Origin of the sequence: Gordonia shandongensis DSM 45094, assembly GCF_000423025.1 — a bacterium.
In the GTDB taxonomy this organism is placed as follows: Bacteria; Actinomycetota; Actinomycetes; order Mycobacteriales; family Mycobacteriaceae; genus Gordonia; species Gordonia shandongensis.
On the sequence record NZ_AUHE01000016.1, the window covers coordinates 88,832 to 109,322 of the forward strand.

At 65.3% G+C, this 20,491-nt stretch carries 16 protein-coding genes and 2 pseudogenes; 11 read left to right on the plus strand and 7 right to left on the minus strand.

The window, feature by feature from the left end; genetic code table 11:
* Positions 1 to 72: 72 nt before the first annotated feature.
* The 8 genes from G528_RS0112715 to G528_RS0112755 all read left to right on the plus strand — a co-directional run bounded on the left by G528_RS0112715 (position 73) and on the right by G528_RS0112755 (position 8,073).
* Complete coding sequence (locus tag G528_RS0112715) at positions 73 to 999, plus strand: helix-turn-helix transcriptional regulator (RefSeq protein ID WP_026919307.1); 927 nt, start codon at positions 73 to 75, stop codon at positions 997 to 999.
* A gap of 210 nt (positions 1,000 to 1,209) precedes the next feature.
* Positions 1,210 to 1,836 (plus strand): FMN-dependent NADH-azoreductase, encoded by a 627-nt coding sequence (locus tag G528_RS0112725; protein ID WP_026919308.1) that lies wholly within the window; start codon positions 1,210 to 1,212, stop codon positions 1,834 to 1,836.
* Between the two features lie 13 nt (positions 1,837 to 1,849).
* On the plus strand, positions 1,850 to 2,806 hold the full coding sequence (locus tag G528_RS0112730; RefSeq protein WP_084638203.1) for an alpha/beta hydrolase: 957 nt from the start codon (positions 1,850 to 1,852) through the stop codon (positions 2,804 to 2,806).
* Between the two features lie 31 nt (positions 2,807 to 2,837).
* The gene (locus tag G528_RS0112735) at positions 2,838 to 3,902 is read left to right on the plus strand and encodes a hypothetical protein (RefSeq protein WP_026919310.1); all 1,065 of its coding nucleotides are present in this window, start codon (positions 2,838 to 2,840) and stop codon (positions 3,900 to 3,902) included.
* 47 nt (positions 3,903 to 3,949) lie between these two features.
* Positions 3,950 to 4,651: a DUF6081 family protein gene (locus G528_RS0112740; protein WP_169515273.1), complete on the plus strand. Its 702-nt coding sequence runs from the start codon at positions 3,950 to 3,952 to the stop codon at positions 4,649 to 4,651.
* 27 nt (positions 4,652 to 4,678) lie between these two features.
* Positions 4,679 to 5,851, plus strand: a complete 1,173-nt coding sequence (locus tag G528_RS0112745; RefSeq protein WP_026919312.1) for a 3-hydroxybenzoate 6-monooxygenase — start codon at positions 4,679 to 4,681, stop codon at positions 5,849 to 5,851.
* A gap of 14 nt (positions 5,852 to 5,865) precedes the next feature.
* A complete protein-coding gene (locus G528_RS0112750) occupies positions 5,866 to 7,281 on the plus strand; it encodes a M24 family metallopeptidase (RefSeq protein WP_026919313.1) in 1,416 nt (471 codons plus the stop codon).
* Positions 7,282 to 7,362: 81 nt separating this feature from the next.
* The gene (locus G528_RS0112755) at positions 7,363 to 8,073 is read left to right on the plus strand and encodes a Crp/Fnr family transcriptional regulator (protein ID WP_026919314.1); all 711 of its coding nucleotides are present in this window, start codon (positions 7,363 to 7,365) and stop codon (positions 8,071 to 8,073) included.
* Positions 8,074 to 8,079: 6 nt separating this feature from the next.
* On the opposite strand, the gene G528_RS0112760 is transcribed toward G528_RS0112755, so the two are convergent.
* The 4 genes from G528_RS0112760 to G528_RS17460 form a co-directional block, all read right to left on the minus strand.
* Complete coding sequence (locus tag G528_RS0112760) at positions 8,080 to 8,820, minus strand: maleylpyruvate isomerase family mycothiol-dependent enzyme (protein WP_026919315.1); 741 nt, start codon at positions 8,818 to 8,820, stop codon at positions 8,080 to 8,082.
* Positions 8,817 to 9,635 carry a fumarylacetoacetate hydrolase family protein gene (locus G528_RS0112765; RefSeq protein ID WP_026919316.1) on the minus strand — a complete coding sequence of 273 codons (819 nt, stop codon included), beginning with the start codon at positions 9,633 to 9,635 and terminating at the stop codon, positions 8,817 to 8,819. Before G528_RS0112765 ends, G528_RS0112760 begins: the two co-directional genes overlap by 4 nt.
* A 1-nt stretch (position 9,636) precedes the next feature.
* Entirely contained in the window at positions 9,637 to 10,698 is a 1,062-nt protein-coding gene (locus G528_RS0112770) for a cupin domain-containing protein (RefSeq protein ID WP_026919317.1), read from the minus strand.
* Between the two features lie 79 nt (positions 10,699 to 10,777).
* Complete coding sequence (locus tag G528_RS17460; RefSeq protein WP_051198799.1) at positions 10,778 to 11,563, minus strand: IclR family transcriptional regulator; 786 nt, start codon at positions 11,561 to 11,563, stop codon at positions 10,778 to 10,780.
* A 258-nt stretch (positions 11,564 to 11,821) separates the two neighbouring features.
* Between G528_RS17460 and G528_RS18910 the strand changes: the two genes are divergently transcribed.
* Together G528_RS18910 and G528_RS18475 are read left to right on the plus strand one after the other, a co-directional pair.
* Positions 11,822 to 12,763 carry a macro domain-containing protein gene (locus G528_RS18910; protein ID WP_084638204.1) on the plus strand — a complete coding sequence of 314 codons (942 nt, stop codon included), beginning with the start codon at positions 11,822 to 11,824 and terminating at the stop codon, positions 12,761 to 12,763.
* A 382-nt stretch (positions 12,764 to 13,145) separates the two neighbouring features.
* Entirely contained in the window at positions 13,146 to 14,138 is a 993-nt protein-coding gene (locus G528_RS18475) for a hypothetical protein (RefSeq protein WP_156890439.1), read from the plus strand.
* Between the two features lie 226 nt (positions 14,139 to 14,364).
* Here the strand turns inward: G528_RS18475 and G528_RS0112785 are convergent, their stop codons facing one another.
* The 3 genes and pseudogenes from G528_RS0112785 to G528_RS0112795 all read right to left on the minus strand — a co-directional run.
* Positions 14,365 to 17,481: a type I restriction endonuclease subunit R gene (locus G528_RS0112785; RefSeq protein WP_026919318.1), complete on the minus strand. Its 3,117-nt coding sequence runs from the start codon at positions 17,479 to 17,481 to the stop codon at positions 14,365 to 14,367.
* A gap of 2 nt (positions 17,482 to 17,483) precedes the next feature.
* The gene (locus tag G528_RS17470; protein ID WP_156890440.1) at positions 17,484 to 18,659 is read right to left on the minus strand and encodes a restriction endonuclease subunit S; all 1,176 of its coding nucleotides are present in this window, start codon (positions 18,657 to 18,659) and stop codon (positions 17,484 to 17,486) included.
* Positions 18,660 to 18,772: 113 nt separating this feature from the next.
* Positions 18,773 to 20,170 (minus strand): annotated as a pseudogene (locus G528_RS0112795) (HsdM family class I SAM-dependent methyltransferase); the annotation flags it as partial.
* A gap of 98 nt (positions 20,171 to 20,268) precedes the next feature.
* Between G528_RS0112795 and G528_RS0112800 the strand changes: the two are divergent.
* Positions 20,269 to 20,491 (plus strand): annotated as a pseudogene (locus G528_RS0112800) (IS256 family transposase); the annotation flags it as partial.

A 20,491-nucleotide genomic window follows, 5' to 3' on the forward strand; every position in this document is an offset into this window, starting at 1 on the left:
AGCGGATGTCGGCTGTCGTGTGGGCGCACACCTCTGTCGCGGACGCGCACGCTTCGAGTTGAAGGAGGCGGGATGGGCTACGTGCTCGACGGTCTCGACGTCACCTCTGTGCGGGCCGACGATGCGGGGGAGCGTTGGCACGACTGGTGCAACAGCGTGCACGGCGAACTCGGCGTCGATTACGGCGACGCGGGCTTCCGGGGGACGGTCACGAGGCAGCGGGCGGCGTCGTTCGAACTCGTCGGGTGGACGAGTACGGCGGAGCGCGTCGACCGACGCCGGTCGAGCATTCGACGCGATCCGCGCGATCACGTCAAGGTGCTGCTGCCGGTCAAGGGTGTCGTTGATGTCGGTGCCGGCGGCGTGGATCGGTCGCTGCGGCCGGGAGAGTTCGTGGTGGTGCCGCCCGACCAGCCGTTCACCGTCGCGCACGGCGACTGGGCGCAGGCCATCGCGCTGTTGCTGCCGACGACGCGGATCCGACACCTGTCGTTGATGATGTCGCCGCGGCCGCGGGTCGTCGACGGCGTCGGTATGGCGAGGGTGGTCCATCATCTCCTGGTCGGGCTGCACGCGGCGCGAGAGCACCTGACCGAAACGCAGTTCGAGACCACCTGCGACCGGGCGACCGAGCTGCTGACGCTCGCCGCCGCCGGCGATGAGCCGGAGCCGCAAGCGGCCGCCGACGCCGTGTTCGACGCGGTGGCGCGGTTCGTCCGCGAGCACCTCGCCGACCCCGACCTGGGCGTGGCGGCGGTGGCCCACGGCGTCGGCTGGTCGCGCCGGTACATTCAGGCGGCCCTGAAGCGCAACGGCACCACCGTCACCGAGCTGATCCGCATCGAACGCCTCGATCGTGCCCGCGCCATGCTCGTCGACCCCGCGAAACGCTCCCTCACGATCTCGGCCATCGCCGCGCGGGTCGGAATCACCTCACCGAGTGCATTCAGCAGCGCATTCCGCGCGCGATACGGGTGCAGCCCGCGGGATGTGCGCTGAAGGTCCGTTCGGCGGTCCGTGGGCGGCGTCTCGGCGGCGTCCCGCCGACACCGCCGGATGTGACTTCAGTCACTCGACTGCTGATCGTGGTCACTGCGGCGCCCGTGCCCGGTTCGTAACGTAGGTCACATCATTGATCGCGGTGGTGCCGGTGATGGTGGCAAGACACGTCACGACCGGTTCATCGCTGGAACCGAGGAGGGTTCGGTCGTGGTTCGACTCCTGCACATCAACGCTTCACCCCTCGCCGACCACAGCAAATCGTTGTCGGTCGCCAAGGAGTACCTCGACGAGCTCCGTCGGCATGAGCCGGACCTCGAAGTGGACACCTGGGACCTGTTCGACGCCGGCCTGCCCGATTTCGGGGTCCATGCGGCGGGCGCGAAGATGGCGACCTTCTTCGGTCAAGAGCAGACGCCGGAGCAGAAGGCGGCGTGGGATCAGGCGCGGACGGTCTTCGATCGTTTCGCGGCGGCCGACGCCTACCTGTTCAACATCCCGATGTGGAATCACGGGACGCCTTATCTGCTCAAGCAGTGGATCGACCTGATCACGCAGCCCGGCTGGGCCTTCGGATTCGACCCGGAGTCCGGGTACACGGGTCTCCTGCAGAACAAGAGCGCAGTGGTCGTCTACGCGTGCGGTGTGTACGGGGACGGCCTCCCGCCGACCTTCGGAACCGATTTCCTGACGCCGTACTTCGAGGACTGGCTGCGATTCGTCGGCATCGACGAGTTCGAGTCGGTGAAGGTCTTCGGCCAGGTCATCGATCCGGAAGCCGAAGCAACCAGAGAGAGTGCGCGTCAGCGAGTCCGTGAACTCGCTGCCCGCCTATGAGAGGGGACGCCGAATGTCGAACACAGACGGGGTGACGGTCGTCCGCGACGATGTGGTGGCCGAACGCGCCGAGTTCTTCAGCGGGCCACACCGGATCGCCGCCGTCGTCTACACGCCGCGTGCGAACGCCGAGACGACCCGACCGGGAGTGGTCGTGTGCAACGGGATGCGCGGGATCAAGGAGTGGATCGTTCCCCGGTTCGGCGAGTACTTCGCTGCGGCCGGGTACACCGCCGTCGTCTTCGACCATCGGGGGCTCGGGGAGTCGGGCGGCGAGCCCGGCAGCGTCCTGCCCCAGGGGCAGGTGGAGGACGTGCGGAACGCCGTGACCTTCCTGGAAAGTCGGCCCGATGTGGATCCGAACCGAATCGTTTTGTGGGGCACCAGCTTCGGTGGCGCCAATGCGATCTGCGCGGCGGCCGTGGACACTCGCGTGAAAGCGGTGGCGACCCAGGTCGCGTTCGGAGACTGGGGCAGGGTGCTGCGATCGACCCTCTCTCCGGCGGCCATGCAGACGGTGGTCGACGCCGTCGCCACCGATCGGCGTCAGCGTGTGCACACCGGTCGGTCGGCACACATCTCGCCGGATCTGATGCTCGACAACGACGAGTCCCGCGCGGCGAAGGCCCGGTCGGCGGCCGACGTCGGGGAACGACCCGAATTGACGTTCACCGTGGAATCCGTCGAACGAATCATGGAATACCGCCCCGAAGCGGTGATCGCAGAGATCGCACCGCGGCCGATCCTCATCATCGGTTCCGCTGTGGACGGGGTGATTCCGTTCAGTGAGAGCGAATCGCTGTTCGCCCTCGCGGGAGAACCGAAGGAACTGGTGAGTCTGCCGATCGGTCACTACGACATCTGCGAGCCTCCCGGATCGGACGAGGCGGCGCAGCTCGCCGTCGACTTCTTCGCGCCGATCGTCCTCGATGCCGACCCCGTCACCGGTGCTGACACGACCTCACGCTGACACAACCTCACGCTGACAAAAGGAGTGCATCATGTCTGATGCGAACAACGCGCATGACGCCGGAGGGCCGCCGCCCTTCACCCCGCACCTGTGGAGCCGTGACGGATTCAACGGCGACATCTGTGTCACCGGCCGCCCGTACCCCATCGTCGAATACACGGCGGTGACCGGCCCCCACGCACCGCACCGGATCGACCTCACCGCGGTGGCTGCGGCCGACGCGGCCGATCCCGCCGCGGAGCCGACCGTGGTGGGGCGCAGTACCTCGGGCGCCGAATTGGCGGTGTCGCGACTCGCGGCGCCGATGCCCCACCTGCGCAGGAACGCCGAACAGGACGAGATGCACTTCGTCCAGGAAGGCGAATACGATTACGTCACCGATTTCGGGACACTGCGCGCCGGACCCGGAGACTTCGTCGCATTGCCACGCGCGGTGACCCACCGGGTGGTTCCCGTCGGCGACGGCGGTCTGCGGATCGTCGTGTCGACGGCGGGGCAGCTCCTGCTCAAACCGCCGGCGCCCTTCGGGATGATCAATCTGGCGCGCGATGTCGCCCGGCCGGACGGCGATCGGCAGTCGGACCTCGACGGTCCCGTGTCACTCGTCGTCAAGGCCTTCGACGGGTTGACCCGATTCACGCTGCCGCGGGATCCGATGCGGTTCATGATGGTCCTCGGCGGGCAGCCGCCGGTGTGGAAGGTCAACCTGGCTGCGATCCAACCGTTGACATACGAGCCGCACGGCGGGCCGCCGGACTCGTTCGCCGAAACAGGTGACCGCGATCTGCTGTTCTACACCTTGAGTTCGCGAACCGGTGCTCGGCCGCCGATGCATTACAACGCCGACTTCGACGAGCTCATCTTCTACTTCCGCGGTCCGGGCGCCTACGGCGAGTTCGATACGCCGGGGCAGCTCGCCTGGGTGCCGAAGTCGATCGGCCACTGGGGTCCCGAGGAGGACGTGCCGGACGGCTACCTCGCCTGGCTGTTGGAGAGCGTCGGCACGTTCCGGCTCACCGAGGCGGGAGCGGCCGCAGCGAACCTGATGGAGACCGGCGAGTTCGGGATCAGTGCGGCGACCGAGGGGGAGCGGTGAGCGCCGCGGACGCGGACACGTCCGACACCCGCTTGTCCGACACCCGCTTGTCCGATTCCCTTGTCGGTCCCGACCTCGACGATGCCGACTGGCATTTCCTGGAGTACCCGATGGGCGACGACCCGGCGTGGGTGTGCCGGGAGCCGTCGGCGACGGTCAGCGTCGCCGACGGGGCGTGCACCGTGGAGATGACCCGTTTCGAACTCACCCACCCGGTCCAGCCGATCGACAACTGCAAGTTCGTCGCGCTCAGTCGACGGGAGTTCGAGGTTCCCGCCGCCGGGACGATCACCGTCACCGGCGAACTGTCGGCGACACAGGTCGGGCCGGCCGACGACTACCGCGACGGGTTCGCCGCGCTGGTGGTCCTCGATCCGGTCGGCGGTCTGGTCTTCGACATCGCCGCCACCGGCGCCCAGGTCATGGCGATACACGAGCGTCTGCCGATGGGGCCGGACGGCGCGTTCACGCGCGTGGTCGACGCGCCGCTCGCCGGGGTCGAGACCGGGCTCGGCGCAGTCCACCACTGTGCGATCACGCTCGACCGGGGTGCCGGATCGGCGCGGTGGGAGGTCGACGGAATCGAACTGCATGACGCCCACCGGATCGCCGTCCCCGACCGCTTCGTCGTCGGGATGGGCGTCTTCACGCTCGTTCCGACCGGCGGTGTCGCGGGTGCGTCGACCCGCGGTCAAGGGCTGCGCGCCACCTGGGCGAACCTCGCCGTCACGTCGGCGACCGCCGCTTGAATCCATCCTGACCGTACGGAGAACGATATGACCACAACAGACACACCGGTGCTGGTCGTCGGTGGCGGCATCGGGGGCATGGCGACCGCTCTGGCGCTGGCTCGGACCGGCAGGCGCGTGCACCTGATGGACAAGGTCGCCGAGTTCGGCGAAGTCGGCGCGGGGCTGCAGGTGGGGCCGAACGTGATGCGCATCTTCGACAGGCTCGGGGTCCTCGACCGCATCGACGAGATCGCCTTCCGCCCGGAGAATCTGATCCTCCGCGATGCGCTCGACTCGTCGGAGATCACGCGGGTGCCGCTCGACGGGGCGTTCGAGGAGCAGTTCGGCTACCCGTACGCCACGATCCACCGCGCGGACATGCACGCGGTGCTCACCGACGCCTGCCGCGACCACGATCTGGTGACCCTGGAGACGGACTGCAAGATCGTCGGATTCGATCAGGACGCGCAGTCGGCGCGGGTGTTCACCGAGGACGGCCGCGAGGTCGTGGGTTCGGCGCTGATCGGCGCCGACGGCGTGTGGTCGACGGTCCGGACCCAGCTCCTCGATGACGGGGAGCCTCGGATCACCGGTCACGTCGCCTACCGGGCCGTCCTGCCGATGGACGAGGTGCCCGAGCATCTGCAGTCGAATTCGGTGGTCTTGTGGGGCGGCCCGAACCTGCATCTCGCGCACTATCCGATGCGCAACGGCGAACTGTTCAACATGGGGGCGATCTTCCACAGTCAGCGTTTCCTCGAGGGGGCCGACGTCTTCGGCGACCCGGAGGAGATGCACCAGCATTTCGACGGCGTCGGCGCCGAGGTCCAGACCCTGCTGGGAAAGATCGACGAGTGGCGGATGTGGGTGCAACGCGACCGGGAGCCGGTGGAGCGGTGGAGTGACGGGCGCGTCACCCTGCTCGGCGATTCGGCGCACGCGACTCTCCAGTATCTGGCGCAGGGGGCGGGGATGGCGATCGAAGACGCCTGGACCATCGCTGACCGGCTCCAGGCCACCGCCGACGTCCCGACGGCGTTGCGGGAGTACGAGGAGCGACGCATCGTGCGGACCGCCCGGGTGACCCTGTTCTCCCGCCTGTACGGCGAGGTCTACCACGCGAAGGGTGTGGCGCGCGCCGTCCGCGCACAGATGCTCGACGGGTGGACGCCCGAGGCCGCGCGCGCGAGCTTCGCCTGGATCTACAACGGAATCTGAAGGGAAGAACAGTCATGACTGCCGACACCGCCGCCACTGACGACACCTCCGTCGAGGAATACGACGAGATCACCGGGATCAGCGAGCACGCCGGCCCGGCTGTCCGCGGCCTGGAGCTCCTGCCTCCGTACCCGCCGTTCCGTGTGCCGCGCGGCGCCCGCCCGCACCGATTCGCCGACGACCACTTTCCGCGACTGCCGCTCGCGGAACGCGATCGTCGGTGGGATGAACTCCGCAAGCGGATGCTGATGCGCGGCGTCGACGCCCTGGTGCTGCTGGGCAACGACGTCTACTGGGACATGGGGAATGCCAACGTCCGCTACGTGACGGGCATCGCCGCGAAGATGGGCACCCAGGCGCTGTTCTTCCTCGACGAAGATCCGGTGCTCTACAACGCCGTCCCGCACATGAGTCGCCCGTTCCACATGCAGGAGGCGCTGCAGGACTGGGTGAGCGACATCCGGATCTCGCACGGTGTTCCCGAGTTGGCCGCCGAACTGCGCGACCGCGGGCTGGCGACGAAGCGGATCGGGGTGGTCGCGTTCAGTTCCACGATTCAGACGACGCCGACGCTGTTCGAGGGTGAGATCTCGAGCCTGCGCGCAGCACTGCCGGATGCCGACCTCGTCGACTTCAGCGATGTGCTCCAGCACATGCGGATGGTCAAGAGCGAGGAGGAGATCGCGATGATGCGCCGCGGCGCGCAGATCAGTCGCACGGTTCTCGACGTGCTGGTGGCCGCGGCGCGTCCGGGGGTGACGGAGGCCGAGGTGTATGCGGACATGGTCCGCACGCAGATCGCCAACGGTGCCGAACCGAACATCTTCAACCTGTTCGCGTCCGGGCCCGTCGAGCATCCGCGTGACGAATTGTGGCATCTGCTGCACGGCACCGATCAGCCGATGGTGCCGACGATGCGGCCGCTGGCCGACGGCGATCTCATCGTCACCGAATGGCACACCAAGTACGGCGGTTATCTGGTGCACACCGAGTACACCGTGTACGTCGGCGACAAGGTGCCGCAGCGGTTGCAGGACATCTGGGAGGTGTCCCTGGAGTGCTTGGACGCGACACGCGAGTCGTTCCGGCCGGGCGTCACGCTCCGTGAAGCCTGGGAGGCGACCCGGCGGCCCGCCGAACGCGCCGGCCTGGACTTCGTCGAGCTGGGGTTCCATGCGATGGGTTTGGCGTCTCCGGAGTTCCCGTCGGTGATCTACCGCCCGGGGTACGGTGCGCCGGCGTTGAACGGCCACGGAATCGGCGACCTCGTCCTCGAGGAGGGGATGACTTTCGGCAACAACGTCGACCTGCACGATCCGTCGTGGAAGCCCGACGTCGGCTGCATGCTGTCGGATTTCATGGTGGTCCGCGAGGGCGGTGCCGAACTGTTGGTCGGCACACCCCGCGAGATCGGACTCGGTGGACGCTGACGGGCGTGGCCGCGACGCACTAATCTGGCGTCGGGAGGGTGTGTCGGGGAGCGGGCCACGGGCCGAAAGGGCGAGATCGCGATGACCGACGAGCAGCCGCGCGCTCTCCAGCGTCTGGCGGAGTTGGCGGCTCGCGAACAGGCGTGGGAGGGCAGTTTCCTCGGCGGCCTCCCGGCTCACGCGCAGGACGAGTTGGCCGAGACGGCCTTGCCGATGAAGGTGCCGACGGGGCACGTCATCTATCGCCGCGACGATCATCCGCGGTTGGTGCTGATCGTGTCCGGTCTGGTCCGCGTGGTCACGACGTCGGCCGAGGGGCGGCGGGCGACGATCCGTTACGCGCGGTCGGCGGACTGCATCGGGGCACTGTCGGTGGTCACGTCTTCGCAGCGGGTGATGGTGGAGGCGGTCACCGAGGCCGAGGTGTTGTTCATCAACGTCGACCGATTGCGCCGACTGGCCCGCAGTGAAGCCGAGATCGGCTGGCAGTTGGCGACTTTCGTCGGTGCGGTCACGACGGACGTCATCGACATGATGTCGGCGACGGTGTTCGGCACGGTGCGTGAACGGGTCGCACGGCATCTGTTGGATCTTGCGGTGCGCCGTGACGGTGAGCTGATCGTGATGCACGAGCAGCAGGAGATCGCCGATTCGATCGGCTCGGTGCGGGAGGTGGTGGCGCGAACTCTCCGCGACTTCCGGGAGCGCGGTCTGCTCAGCCGGGACCACGGTGCGCTGGTCCTGACCGATGCGGCGGCGCTGCACCGGATCGCGGTGGCCGACCCGGACTGAGTGCGCTTACAGCCAGTGCGGGGCGCGGACGTCGTGCCCGCGGCGCAGTAGTGCCGAGCCGCGGCCGGACGCCCATTGGACGACGCCGGGCAGCGGGCCCTCGACGTGGGAGACGGCACCGTCGCCGGTGGGGAAGGCGATCGGTTCGCCGCCGTCGACGTGGAGGGCGAGACCGTCAGCGGTGCCCGCCGCCCGCCATTTCGCGGTGATGTCGGCCAGGACCGAGGCGAGCACCACGCGGGGCAAGGCGGTGAAGTCGACGCCGATGTCGAGGTCCACGAGATGGATCCAGACCTCGCGGGTCCGCATCCAGAGAGTCTCCTCGGCGTGGACGGTGCGCCCCTGCGCGGTGGTCACCTGGGCGTGCCAGGCGGCGACGTCGAGTGCGTCCCACCGTGCGGCGAGCCGGGTGGCGGAGTGCGACACCAGATCCCGCAGACGGGCGGGTTCCCATCGTGCACTGTCGTCGATCTCCCGGTTGCGGTCGTCGGGGGAGGCGTACATCGGTGTCCGCACACCGGTCTCGGCCCAGTCGAGCAGTCGGGTCAGGGCCGTCGCGTTGTGGCCGACGTGCCCGATGAGGTGACTGCGGGTCCATCCCGACAGGAGTGTGGGTCCGGTGAATTCGGTGTCGGCGATGTCGTCGACGGCCCGCAGGAATCGGTCGGTGCCGGCGGCGACGATGGTCTGCCGCTCGGTGCGCGAGAGGTCGGCGAACCGTTCGCCGCCACTGGTCGGCGCGGTCATCGGATGCGGGTGGTGTTGCGGACGGTGCCGAGGTCGCCGATGGACACTTCGACGGTCTCCCCGTCCTGGATGTAGCGCGCCGGGGTGCGGGCGTGGCCGACGCCGCCGGTGGTGCCGGTGATGATGACGTCACCGGCGCGCAGGGTCACGATGTGGGAGATGTACTCGACGAGGAATTCGGGGCCGAACACCAGGTCGCCGGTGTTGGAGGACTGCATGACCTCGCCGTCGAGCACTGTCTGGATCGGGGTGCCGAGGACGTAGTCGGTGTCGAGGACGGGGCCGAAGCCGCTCGACTTCTCGAAGGTCTTGCCCTGATCCCATTGGAGCGTTCGGTACTGGTAGTCGCGCATCGTGTAGTCGTTGATGACCGAGTAACCGGCGATGTGGCGGGCGGCGTCGGCCTGGGGCACCTGGTAACCGTCGCGGCCGATGATGACGGCGAGTTCGGCCTCCCAGTCGAGTTGCTCGGCCGCGTAGGCGGGCACGATGACGTCGTCGTAGGCGCCGGTGAGGGCGTCGGCGAATTTGGCGAACAGTGTGGGGTGGGTCGGGAGGTCGCGGCCCATCTCGGTGATGTGGGTCGCGTAGTTGAGGCCGACGCACACGATCTTGCCGGGGTGGGGGACGACGGGGGCGTAGTCGGCGTCGGCCAGTGCGATCCGGGTGCCGTCGGCGTCGGCGGCGATCGTCGACCAGTCGGGGTCGGCGAGCAGCGCCGAGAGGTCGGTGAAGCCGTCGATGGTGACGGCGGCGTCGTCGTCGACGCGAGCGGCGACGGTGGTGTGGTCGAGGCGCAGGGTTGCCAGGCGCATGTCAGGCTCCTTCGGAGAGGGGAACGCCCAGGTGTAGGCGTTCGATGATCGGCGCATCGGAGTACTGGAACAGGTCGAGTCCGACGTCGGTGCGGAAGGCGCACGAGACCCAGGAGGGGACGACGATCAGGTCGCCGATGTCGAGGCGGGCGGGTGTGCCGTCGAGGACGACTTCGCCTGCGCCGTCGAAGACCTGGTACACCGACGATCCGACGGTGCGGCGCGCGGTGGTCGCGGCGCCGCGGCGGAGTCGGTGGAATTCGGCGCGGATGGTCGGCATCACGTCACCGCCGGTGGTGGGGTTCACATAGCGGACGGCCGCGTGGCCGGGCTCCAGGGTGGCGGCGCGGCCCGCGTCTTCGAGGGTGAGCTGTTCGCGCAGTGCGGCGTCGGTGTGCTCGAAGCGGTAGGCGAGGAGCGGGGTTTTGGGGGTGGGCCCGAGCTGTGCGACCGGCGCCAGTCCCGGGTGTGCCCACAGTCGCTCGGACTGCGATCGGTCGGGGGTTGCGGTGACGCCCGCGGATGCGGGGCCGAATTCGAAGAAGGTGGCGTCGACGGCGTACTGGTAGGGGATGTCGAGGCCGTCGATCCATGCCATCGGCTGGTCGCTGACGTTGATGTGCGAGTGCCAGTTCCAGCCGGGTTGCGGGAGGAAGTCGCCCCGGTTCATGGCGACGGGGTCCTCACCGACCACGGTCCAGACGCCGCTGCCCTCGATGACGAAGCGGAAGGCGTTCTGCGTGTGGCGGTGGACGGGCGCGTCTTCCCGTGCGTTCAGGTATTGGATTGCGGCCCAGAGGGTCGGTGTGGCGAACGGACGTCCGTCGAGTGCGGGGTTGGCGAGGGCGATGGCGCGCCGTTCGCCGCCCCGGCCGACGGGGACCAGGTCGCCGGCGCGGCGGGCGAGCATGCTCAGCGTGGACCATTCCCATACGTGGGGGACCGCTCGGGAGCGTGGGCTCTCGGGCATGAGATCACCGATCTCGAGCCACAGCGGACGGAGGTTCTCGGCGGTGAAGTCGGCATAGAGGCGGTCGAGCGCGGGTTCGGTGTCGGAGGTCATCGGGCCACTCCTTACGGCGCGGGACTGCGGATGATTCCGAGCCTAAGAGCGCCGCGCGACCAGCCGACATGATTTTCTGCTATATAGAAAATGGGTGGTGGGAGAGGTCGGTGGACTGGAGTTTCGCCTCGATATCGCGGACGGTGTGGCGGATGTGCGTGACGAGGTCGTCGCGGACCCTCTCCGGGTATCGCGTCGACGGCATGGCGACGGCGACCGCTGCGACTGCGGTGCCGTCGCGGTCATGAACAGCCATGGCTGCCGCTGACACGCCGCGTTCGGTGCGCTCGACGTTCACGGCGAAGCCGACGCGCCGAACCGCGCGCAACTCGTCGTGGAGGGCCTCCCGTGGTTCGGCATCGAGGGGGAAGCGCCGGTCGACGTCGTCGGCTGATAACTCTGCCAGGAGTGCGAGGCCGCCGGCTGTCTGTTCTGCGGGCAGCACCTGGCCGCGACGGTCGCCGACTCGTAGGAGTGCGGGCGCCTCCACGGTCCAAAGGAAGCGTGCCTGCTTCTCCACGAGGACCATCAGATTGACCGTCTCCCCGGCCTCGGCGCACAGGTGCTCGAGGAACGGGCGGCAGAGGGAGACGAAGTCCCGGTCCTGGCCGGAGTCGACCGCCGGCGCCCCGATGGCCGGCCCGGGCCGATACTGACGATCGGCGTCCTGGACCGCGAATCCGCGGTACACCAACGCCGACAGCAACCGGTGGGCCGTCGACGGCGCGACCCCGATCTCGGCGGCCGCGTCCGTCAGGCGCAGAGTCCCGGTATCGCGCAGAATCTGCAGCAGGCGCAGAGCATTGTCGACCGACGTCGGGGTGTAGTCGGGACGCCGGATCATCTTCCCGGGCTTCTTCTGCACAGTTGGAGCGTATGCCGACGACGGCGTCCGAAGGCAATCACCGAGAGGGAGAACCCGTCGGTCTCGGTGGTGAAGTGCGTGCTGAAAGCGCTGTCGGGGCGTTGACCGTTCAGATGCGCTGCCAGACGTTCGGACGGGATGATCGCCATGAGGCGAGTGTTCCATGTCCGCGGCGTTGGCTCAGCGGTGTACTTCGTCGTATGTCTCGGCTTGGTCTGCACCGTTGGAGCGGGCGCCGATGAAGGCCACAATGGGGTTATGCCGACCTTGCGGATCATTACCGGCGACATCGCGCGCGTCGGCGCGGACGCGATCGTGAATGCCGCGAACACGCGGATGCGGGGTGGCGGTGGCGTCGACGGCGCGATCCATCGTGGCGGCGGCCCGGCCGTTCTCGACGATTGCATTGCGCGGTTCCCGAACGGACTGGCCGTCGGAGATGCCGGATGGACGACGGCGGGCGACCTGCCCGCGCGCCACCTGATCCACACGGTAGGGCCGAACTATGCGGCTGGCCAACGGGATCGGAGTTTGCTCGAATCCTGCTATCGGCGAAGCCTGCGGGTGGCGGACGAGCTCGGCGCGCGGACCGTGGCCTTTCCGCTGATCAGCGCCGGGGTGTATGGATGGCCGATCGACGATGCCGTCGCGGTCGCCATCGACACGATCAGCGCGGCGTCGACTGCGGTCGAGGAAGTGACCCTGGTGGCCTTCACCGAGGCGTTGGCGGAGACGATGCGGAGTCATCAGTTGGTCGCCACCCCGTTGCGCATCATTCAGGGGGTTCGGGAAGTGCATCGTCTCGGCTATGGGGACGTGCGCTTTGTGCCGCACCGGTATGCGCTGGGCACGTGGCGGATCGAGATCTCGACGGCGGACAACGTGCGCGATACCGGGTCGCAGCCGCGGGTCGGTGACGCCGCCGCGACGGTCCGCCACAGCAGTGCCGCCGGTTCTGCGTTCGCCGGCGGTGTCGTGACCGGCGCGACGCCCATCCGCGAGGTCGCCGACCTCATCCTGTCGCAGTTGCCGCAGGCCGCGCGACGCGACGGATCCCCTGACTACGAGCGGTGGCTCGCTGAACTCGAGGCGACATGCGTTGAGCGGCGCGCTCTGCCGATGGCATTCGGCGACGAACTTTGGGCGGAGGACGAGTGGCGGCTTACTGATGGTGGGACGGTGTCGGCTCCGCCGGCGTGAGCGAACAGTTGGAACTCGGTCATGTGCGAACGCACTTGTGGCATCGACGACTTTCACGGCTCTTCGGATCTCAGAGTGTGTTGACCTGTTGGTATTCTGCAGTCCGCGTCACGGTCTGAGTAGCGCCAGTCGGGATGGGTTCCCGAGATTCGGGGCAAACAATGCAGGAGTGCGGAGTACGAAGTTCTCATGGTAGACAAGTTGTCACGACGATTCTAGGAGCGGTTTGTTGCAAGCAATATCTGAATCAGATCAGTTTTATGGAGAGGGCTATTGAGGGAAGACTGACGTGATGAGGGGTGAGGATAGGAGCACGGTCCGCGGCGCGCGCATCGGAGGCGTCTTGCGACAGAGGTGGACCGATCGTTCAAAACTGACGGCGATGCTACAGAACGGCAAAAATGCCTGGCTGGGGATTCCGCGCGTGGCTCGGGTATTCATGGTCGGTGCGCTGGTAGTTGTGATTACGCAGGCTATAACTCTCACACTTGCTGTGTTCGGACTCGTAGTCCCCGGCCTTCAGCAGATTGGTTTCGGTGCGTTTCTCGTCATGGGAGCACTCGCGTTCTTGATCGCCAATAGGGGCTCGTGTTATCTGGCGATCCGTGCGCTCCCGACGCTTTTGATGGTCGCTGGTACCCCTGTCGGCCTATGGTGGGCCTTCCAGGCCCCGGGACGACACCTGACGTGGGCGATAATACCGTTTTATTCGATCCTCGCAATAGCGGCGGTGTGGTCCGTACTCACGCTACAAGCGTTCGGGACATGGAAGCAGGCGGTCAAAGCGCGGACCACCAACGGCATCTTCTGGGTCGCACAAATAGCTACCACTGTTGGCGTCGCGTTATGGCCCGCCGCAGGGAACGCAGACATGCCATCCCCGACAGCCGATCGCGAGCAATTGAGCGTTGACATCGGTACTCAGCATATGGCAACGGGAATGATTGCGTTAGGCACGTTCGGCTTGGTCTTCTTTATTGCTGGGGCGGTGAGAGATGCCGCCGAGGTGTGGGCAAGCCACGAGGAGGGAAGCTTCCAACGTTGGTTCACGTCAGCAGGGGTTCAGCAGTCGATTCGCCGTCTCGCTGATCGCCATCGATCACCGCTCGGTGACAATAAGATCACTCTCCTCGCCTGTGTGGTCTTGGTCGAGTGGTGGTTCGTCATCGTTTACGAATGTCTTATCGGAAACAACGTGGGAGACCGGATTTTTCGTGCCGGTTTGGTGCTGGCAGGAGTCCCCACGCTAGCGTTAATCGCTGCGTGGTGCGGGGTGCGACAAAGTGGCCGGATCGCTGCCAGATACCCAGTGCGGCGACGAACGCGGACTCTGATCGCACGGGCCCGTGGTGAGAGTAAGCGCAGACGCAGATAGTCGTTGCGGCCGCACTGATCCTACACCCTGGATGCGCGGCAGTGAACTTCTCTGCCCGCGCGGCGTCGATGGCATCGGCCAGCGGGAATCCACCGACAATGAGAAGTACTCAAGCGGACGCCCCCACACAGGCCTCTCGTTACCTACGCCGAGAGCGTGGTTGCGATAGCGTCCGCTGCTTGACGCTCGCGCTGGCTGAGGACTCGTTGGCGTCGAACCCTGGCCTTCACGCGGCGTCCAGTAGCCGCCTATAAACGCGCGGCAAGATCGCCGATAGCAGCTCCTCCTTCAAGTCCTGCTTGTTGATGATTTGCTTCGAGAGGTCCTCCGACGACGACATCGCACCGATCACTGCGCTGATGAAGGTCATGTCGATATCCGGGCTGGCAGAAAATTGCTCGAGCGAGTTGTTCCGAGCCTGCTGCTGCAGCAGCTCGGATTCGAGGAGACGCTTCTCGATGTGGGAGACGACGGCGCGTATAGACGAGTCAGGATGGTCCCCGGAGAACCGGTCGTTGATCTTGGCGATGACCTCGTTGAACTCGACCATGTCGGGGTCGTTGACGGTTCCGGTGCCTCGATCGTTCGCGGGATCGAGGGGGACCCCGCCGTCGAGGGTCGTTGTCTGCTCGGCCTGCTTGTGGTGGCCTAGGTAGTCGATGGTGACTGCCGACAGGTCGATCGGCTCCTGCTTCTCGCCGCCGGCGAGTTGGGGAGCCAGCAACTTCAAGTAGATGGCGAGCTTCTCGAGCCACGGGTTCTCGTAGTCGAACAGCTGCGAGAGGAACTCGTACTGGCGAATGTAGGTGCCGACGTCCTTGCGGAAGAGTTCGAGTTCTTCGACTGCGCTGGTTTGGGACGAATCGACGGCTTCACGCATCCGCACGGCGAATCGGTCGGCGGCCGGCGAAATCCACTTGGTGAGAGCGCTGTTGCCCTTGTTCGCCAGGTAGTCGTCGACGAGTCCGTTGACCTCGGATGCCTCGTAGATGCCCATCACGGAGAGTTTGCGTTCGGTGTCGTGCACGATGTTCGGATCGCTGACGTCGGAGAGTGTCGTCGCCTGGTAGTAGGGCGAGAACGCGTCGACGATGTCGGCGGGCTCGTTCGCGAAATCGAGGACGAACGTCTGGTCTTTCAACGGCGCGTACGTCCGGTTCAATCGGGACAGGGTCTGGACGGCTTGGACACCGCCGAGCTTCTTGTCGACGTACATCGCGACGAGTTTGGGCTGGTCGAAACCGGTTTGGAGCTTGTTGGCCACCAGCATGACCTGAAACTCGTCGGTGGCAAACGCATCGCGCAGGTCACGGCCCTTGAGCCCTGGGTTCATGCTTGTCTCGGTGAACGCTTCATCGGATCCCGATTCGGGATCTTTCACTTCGCCGGAGAACGCGACCAGCGCAGCAACATCGGTGTATCCGTGTTCGCGGACATACTTGTCGAATGCCAGCTTGTAACGGACAGCGGCCTTACGAGAATTGGTGACGACCATGGCCTTGGCCTGGCCGTCGAGGCGCCATGCGACGTTCGCGCGGAAGTGCTCGATGATGATCTGCACCTTCTGCTCGATGTTCGTCGGGTGCAGCTTCACCCAGTTCATCACCGACTTCACGGCGGCGGCACGATCTACCAGCTCGTCGGATCCAGCACCGCGATGCTCGCCGACGGCGACGGTCCCTTCCGTCGTGTCGCTGGTGGCGTAGGTGGTGCCGTTGTGTGAGAGCCGAAATGCAGTCTTGTACGGGGTGTAGTTGCGCAGGACGTCGAGGATGAAGCCCTCGTCGATGGCCTGCTGCATCGAGTAGAGGTGGAACGGACGCGGCGTTCCGTCGTCACCGGGCCGGCCGAATAGTTCCAGTGTGGTGGCCTTCGGAGTAGCGGTGAACGCGAAGAACGAGATATTGCCGGCGTCGGCGCGCGCCTTGGTCTCGGCGGTAAGGATGTCCTCGGCCGCGACCTGCCCGCCTTCGCTGATGTCTGCGAATTCACTCTGAGAGAGGACCTGCTTGAGTTTGTTCGACGCACCACCTGTCTGTGAGGAGTGCGCCTCGTCAGCGATGATCGCGAAACTCTTCCCCTGAAGGCTCGACCGGTCGGCGATCGCGTCCAGCGCGTAGGGGAACGTCTGGATGGTGACGATGATGATGTGTGTGCCGGATTCGAGCGCGTCGGCGAGTTCAGACGACTTCGACCCCGACAGACCATCGATGTGAGCGACGACGCCGGTCGTACGGTTGATCTGATGGATCGCCTCCTGCAGCTGCGCGTCGAGCACCGTGCGGTCGGTGACCACGATGACCGAAGAGAACATCTTCTGGTCGGCGGCGTCGTAGAGGCTCGACAGCCGCTGGGCCAGCCACGAGATCGAGTTCGTTTTTCCCGACCCGGCGGAATGCTGGATCAGATACTTGTGGCCGGGGCCCTCGGTGCGGGCCGCGTCGACGAGACGCGTCACCGCCTCCCACTGGTGATAGCGCGGGAACAGAAGGGTCTCGCGGCGCGACTTCTTCCCGGTGTCGGGATCTCGTGTCTCGGTGACCTCGAGGTGCATGAATCGATCGAGGATGTCCAGGAACGTGTCGCGCTGCAGGATCGTCTCCCAGAGGTACGACGACGGCGAACCGTCTGGGTTTGGTGGATTGCCTGCGTGGTGGTTGTTGCCGCGGTTGAACGGAAGGAAGCGTGTCTTGGCGCCGGCGAGGCGCGTTGTCATGTGGACCTCGTTGTTCGAAACTGCGAAGTGAACGAGCGCGCGGATCGCAAACCCCAGCAGCGGTTCGCCCTTGGGGAGTCGGTCCTTCTTGTACTGTTCGATCGCGTGCTGCACCGACTGGGTGAAGTCGGTCTTCAGCTCGGCGGTCGCGACGGGGATGCCGTTGACGAAGAACACCAGATCGATGGCGTTCCTCGGATTCACCACCGAATAGTGAACTTGGCGCATCACCCGGAGCCGCACGGCGCCGTACTTTGCGGCGGTGGTCGCGTTCAGCCCCGAGTTCGGCTTGAACTGGCACATCGAGAACTTGGCATTGAAGTCGCTGAATCCGCGACGAAGGACCGCGAGGGTGCCGCCGTCGACCTTCAGATCGGTCGACAACGACCTGGCCAGTCGCTGCAGAATCGCACTCTTTGCTTTCTCTTGCGCGGCGGCTGACACGTCGGGCTTCACGCGCTTGTTCCACTCATCCGGCTGTGTCTCGGCGAGCCACCCGAACACGTCCTCGGGAAAGAGCGCGAGTTCGCGGTCGTAGCCGGTGTCGTCCGGCGAGTAGAGCCAACCGGACGCTGCGAGATACTCGCAGATCTCGTCTTCGAGGACTACCTCGTGGTGCTGGGGCACGGCTATACCGCCTCTCGAACGTCGATCTTCCCCGTGACCGCAGCGGTGATGAGTGCTGAGCGGTACTCGCGGAGGGTCGTGATCATTTGGGTGGACTTGTCGATGAGGATATCAATTTGCGTTGTTCGCGAGTCCAGATGATCGACAATCTCAGTTTGAACTGTAATCGGGGGCAATGGTATCGATATTGCAGCGGCGTCAGCCTGGTATATCGTCTGATGGGTTGATCCCATCATGAGCGAATCGAAGAATGGTTTCATTGCACGCAGTACATAGAGCAGGTACTCGGGTTCAAGGTCGGGTCCGCATACCCAGTTCCAAAAATCTTGGCTTGTCGCCGTTTCTCGCTGCATGATGCCCGAGAAGCCAACCGACGCAGTCCGAGAAAGTATCACGGTGCCAGCTGGGAGTAGCTCTGCCGCAGAGTTTCTCAGTCCGGTCTCGCTGATCATGCTCGAAGTTTCGCCCAGGTACTTCTGCCTGCCGCTTCGCAGCTGCCACACGTCCGCGAGAGTGAACCATGGGATCGTGGTGTCTACCCAATACTCGGGATGTGACCTGCTGGGCGTGTGTCCGGTTTTCATCGTCGCGACCTGTCTGAGCTTTCGGACAGCCCATGTAGACGGCACACTGTCTGCCCATTTGAGGGGGGACGCGATCATCTCGACGTTTGGGTCGAGTCCCTTCGTGACGGCCTGGGTGATCGTGGCGGCACGGTCTTCGCGCAGGGTGGCGATGAGCTGCTCCTGCTTGGCGATCAGAGCATCGATCTTGGCGGTCTCGCGGTCGAGGAAGGAAGAAATTGCAAGTTGCTCTTCTTCTGGCGGTACGGGCATCAATATTTGCTTCATTGCAGAAAATCTAGTCGACCAAAGATCTGCGACTATCCCGCTTCCGAATCTGTAATATTCTTCCTGAAACGCTCCGCTTCGGAAGAGGTAATGAGCGAAATATCGGTCAATTCCGTGCGGTTCGAGGACTGTCGATATCGCTGATACGCTCCCGTCCTGCGGGGACACCCCGGAGGATCCCTTTCTGTCTGATCTGCTGTTTATCACGAAGTCGCCGCGGAGGACGAGCTTTCTGCTGTCTGGGCTATTGGTCTTCGCAGCAGCCTCGAGTTGAGGTAAGATCCCGTCTTTTGTTACGGACAGCGGCGGGTAGTCTCGATCGCTCACTGTCGTTTTACGCTCAATGAAATGGGACCCAATCGGCCGGATCAGCCAATGGCTTGGAACCTCCCCCAGCCATTGAGTGCCGCTGTCTTTCAATGACGTGCGCCGTGACCAGCTCACGCTCCCACCTCCGACAGAAGCACCTGAATCTCGCCGACGAGCTTACGCAAATCTGCCTGGATCTCTTCCAGCGGCCGCGGTGGCGTGTACCGGTAGAAGTGCCGAGTGAACGGGATCTCGTAGCCGACCTTGGTCTTGTCGTGGTCGATCCACGCATCGGGGACGTGCGGCAGAACTTCGCGGGCGAAGTAGTCGTCAATGTCCTCGGAGAGCGGCACGTTCTCAGTGTCACGCAGCGACGAGTCGGACTCGGTCTTGCCGCGGGTCATGACGATATCGGCGTCAGGATCGTGCTGGCCGACGGTCGTCCAGATCGCCTTGATCAGCGGAGCTGCAGGCTTCGAAATGCCGGCGGTCTTGAGCGCCGCCTTGACATCAGTGACGAACTTGTCGCGGTTGGACCATGTCCGGCCGTCGAGAGTCGTCAGCGCCTCGCGGATGGTCGACTGATCTGCATCGGGCAGCTTCGCGACAGCCTTCGCCGCGAGGACCTGCTCGATCATCTCCGGATGAATGTGAAAGGTGAGTTGGAGCGGCCGCTCGACGGTGATGGTCTGGTAGCCGAAGTCGGCGTTGTCGAAGACCTTCGAGAGGGCGGGCTCGTCGTCGCCGGGGTCGTTGCGGAACTCGTCGTAGAGCTTGCAGATCGTCGCGATGTCTTCATCGCGGAGCTGCTTTCGCTTGGAGCCGAGCGACTTCCGCATCTTGCCGTACATGTCGACCGCGTTGATCAGCTGGACCTTCCCCTTGCGCTCGGGCGCCTTGGCGTTGTCGAGAATCCAGATGTAGGTGGAGATGCCGGTGTTGTAGAACATGTCGATCGGCAGGGCGATGATCGCATTGAGGAGGTCGTTCTCGATGATCCAGCGACGGATGTTCGACTCACCGGAGCCGGCGCCACCGGTGAACAGGGGCGACCCGTTCAACACGATCGCCAATCGCGAGCCCTCATCGGTGGGCTTGCGGACCGGACGCATCTTTTTGATCAGATGCAGCAGGAACAGCAACGATCCGTCGGACACGCGGGGCAGTCCGGGGCCGAATCGGCCGGCGAATCCACGCTGCTGGTGCTCGTCGTTCACGGCCTTCTGCTGGGTCTTCCATTCGACGCCGAAGGGCGGGTTGGAGAGCAAGAAATCGAAGTGCTCTCCGGTGAAGTTGTCGTCGACCAGAGTGTCGCCGAGGTAGATGTTGTCGACGTCCTGGCCCTTGATGACCATGTCGGACTTGCACATGGCGTACGAGCGAGCGTTGATCTCCTGCCCGTACAAGACCGGCTTGGCCTGAGGGTTCATCTCAACCAGGTGGTCGTAGGCCACGGACAGCATGCCGCCGGTGCCGGCCGCCGGATCGTAGATGGAGCGGACGATCCCGGGTTTGGTGGAGGAATGATCAAGACCTGTGGATCTGGGAGGGCGTGCCTTCCCGCAGAATGATCCCGGTAGTCACTTGATCAAGTCAGCGTTGCAGCGCTGGCGGAAAGGCACGCCTCGTGCTCACGGTAGTCAACGCCCCTGATGGTTCCAACCAGTCCAACGACGATCACCGGTCGATCCTCGATGAGATCGTGCGCGACGGGGCCCGGCAGATGCTCGCCGCAGCCCTGCAGGCCGAGGTCGCTGCCTATGTCGATCAGTTCACCGATCAGGTCGATGAGCACGGTCGCCGGCTGGTGGTGCGTAACGGCTACCACAACGAGCGGGAGGTGATGACCG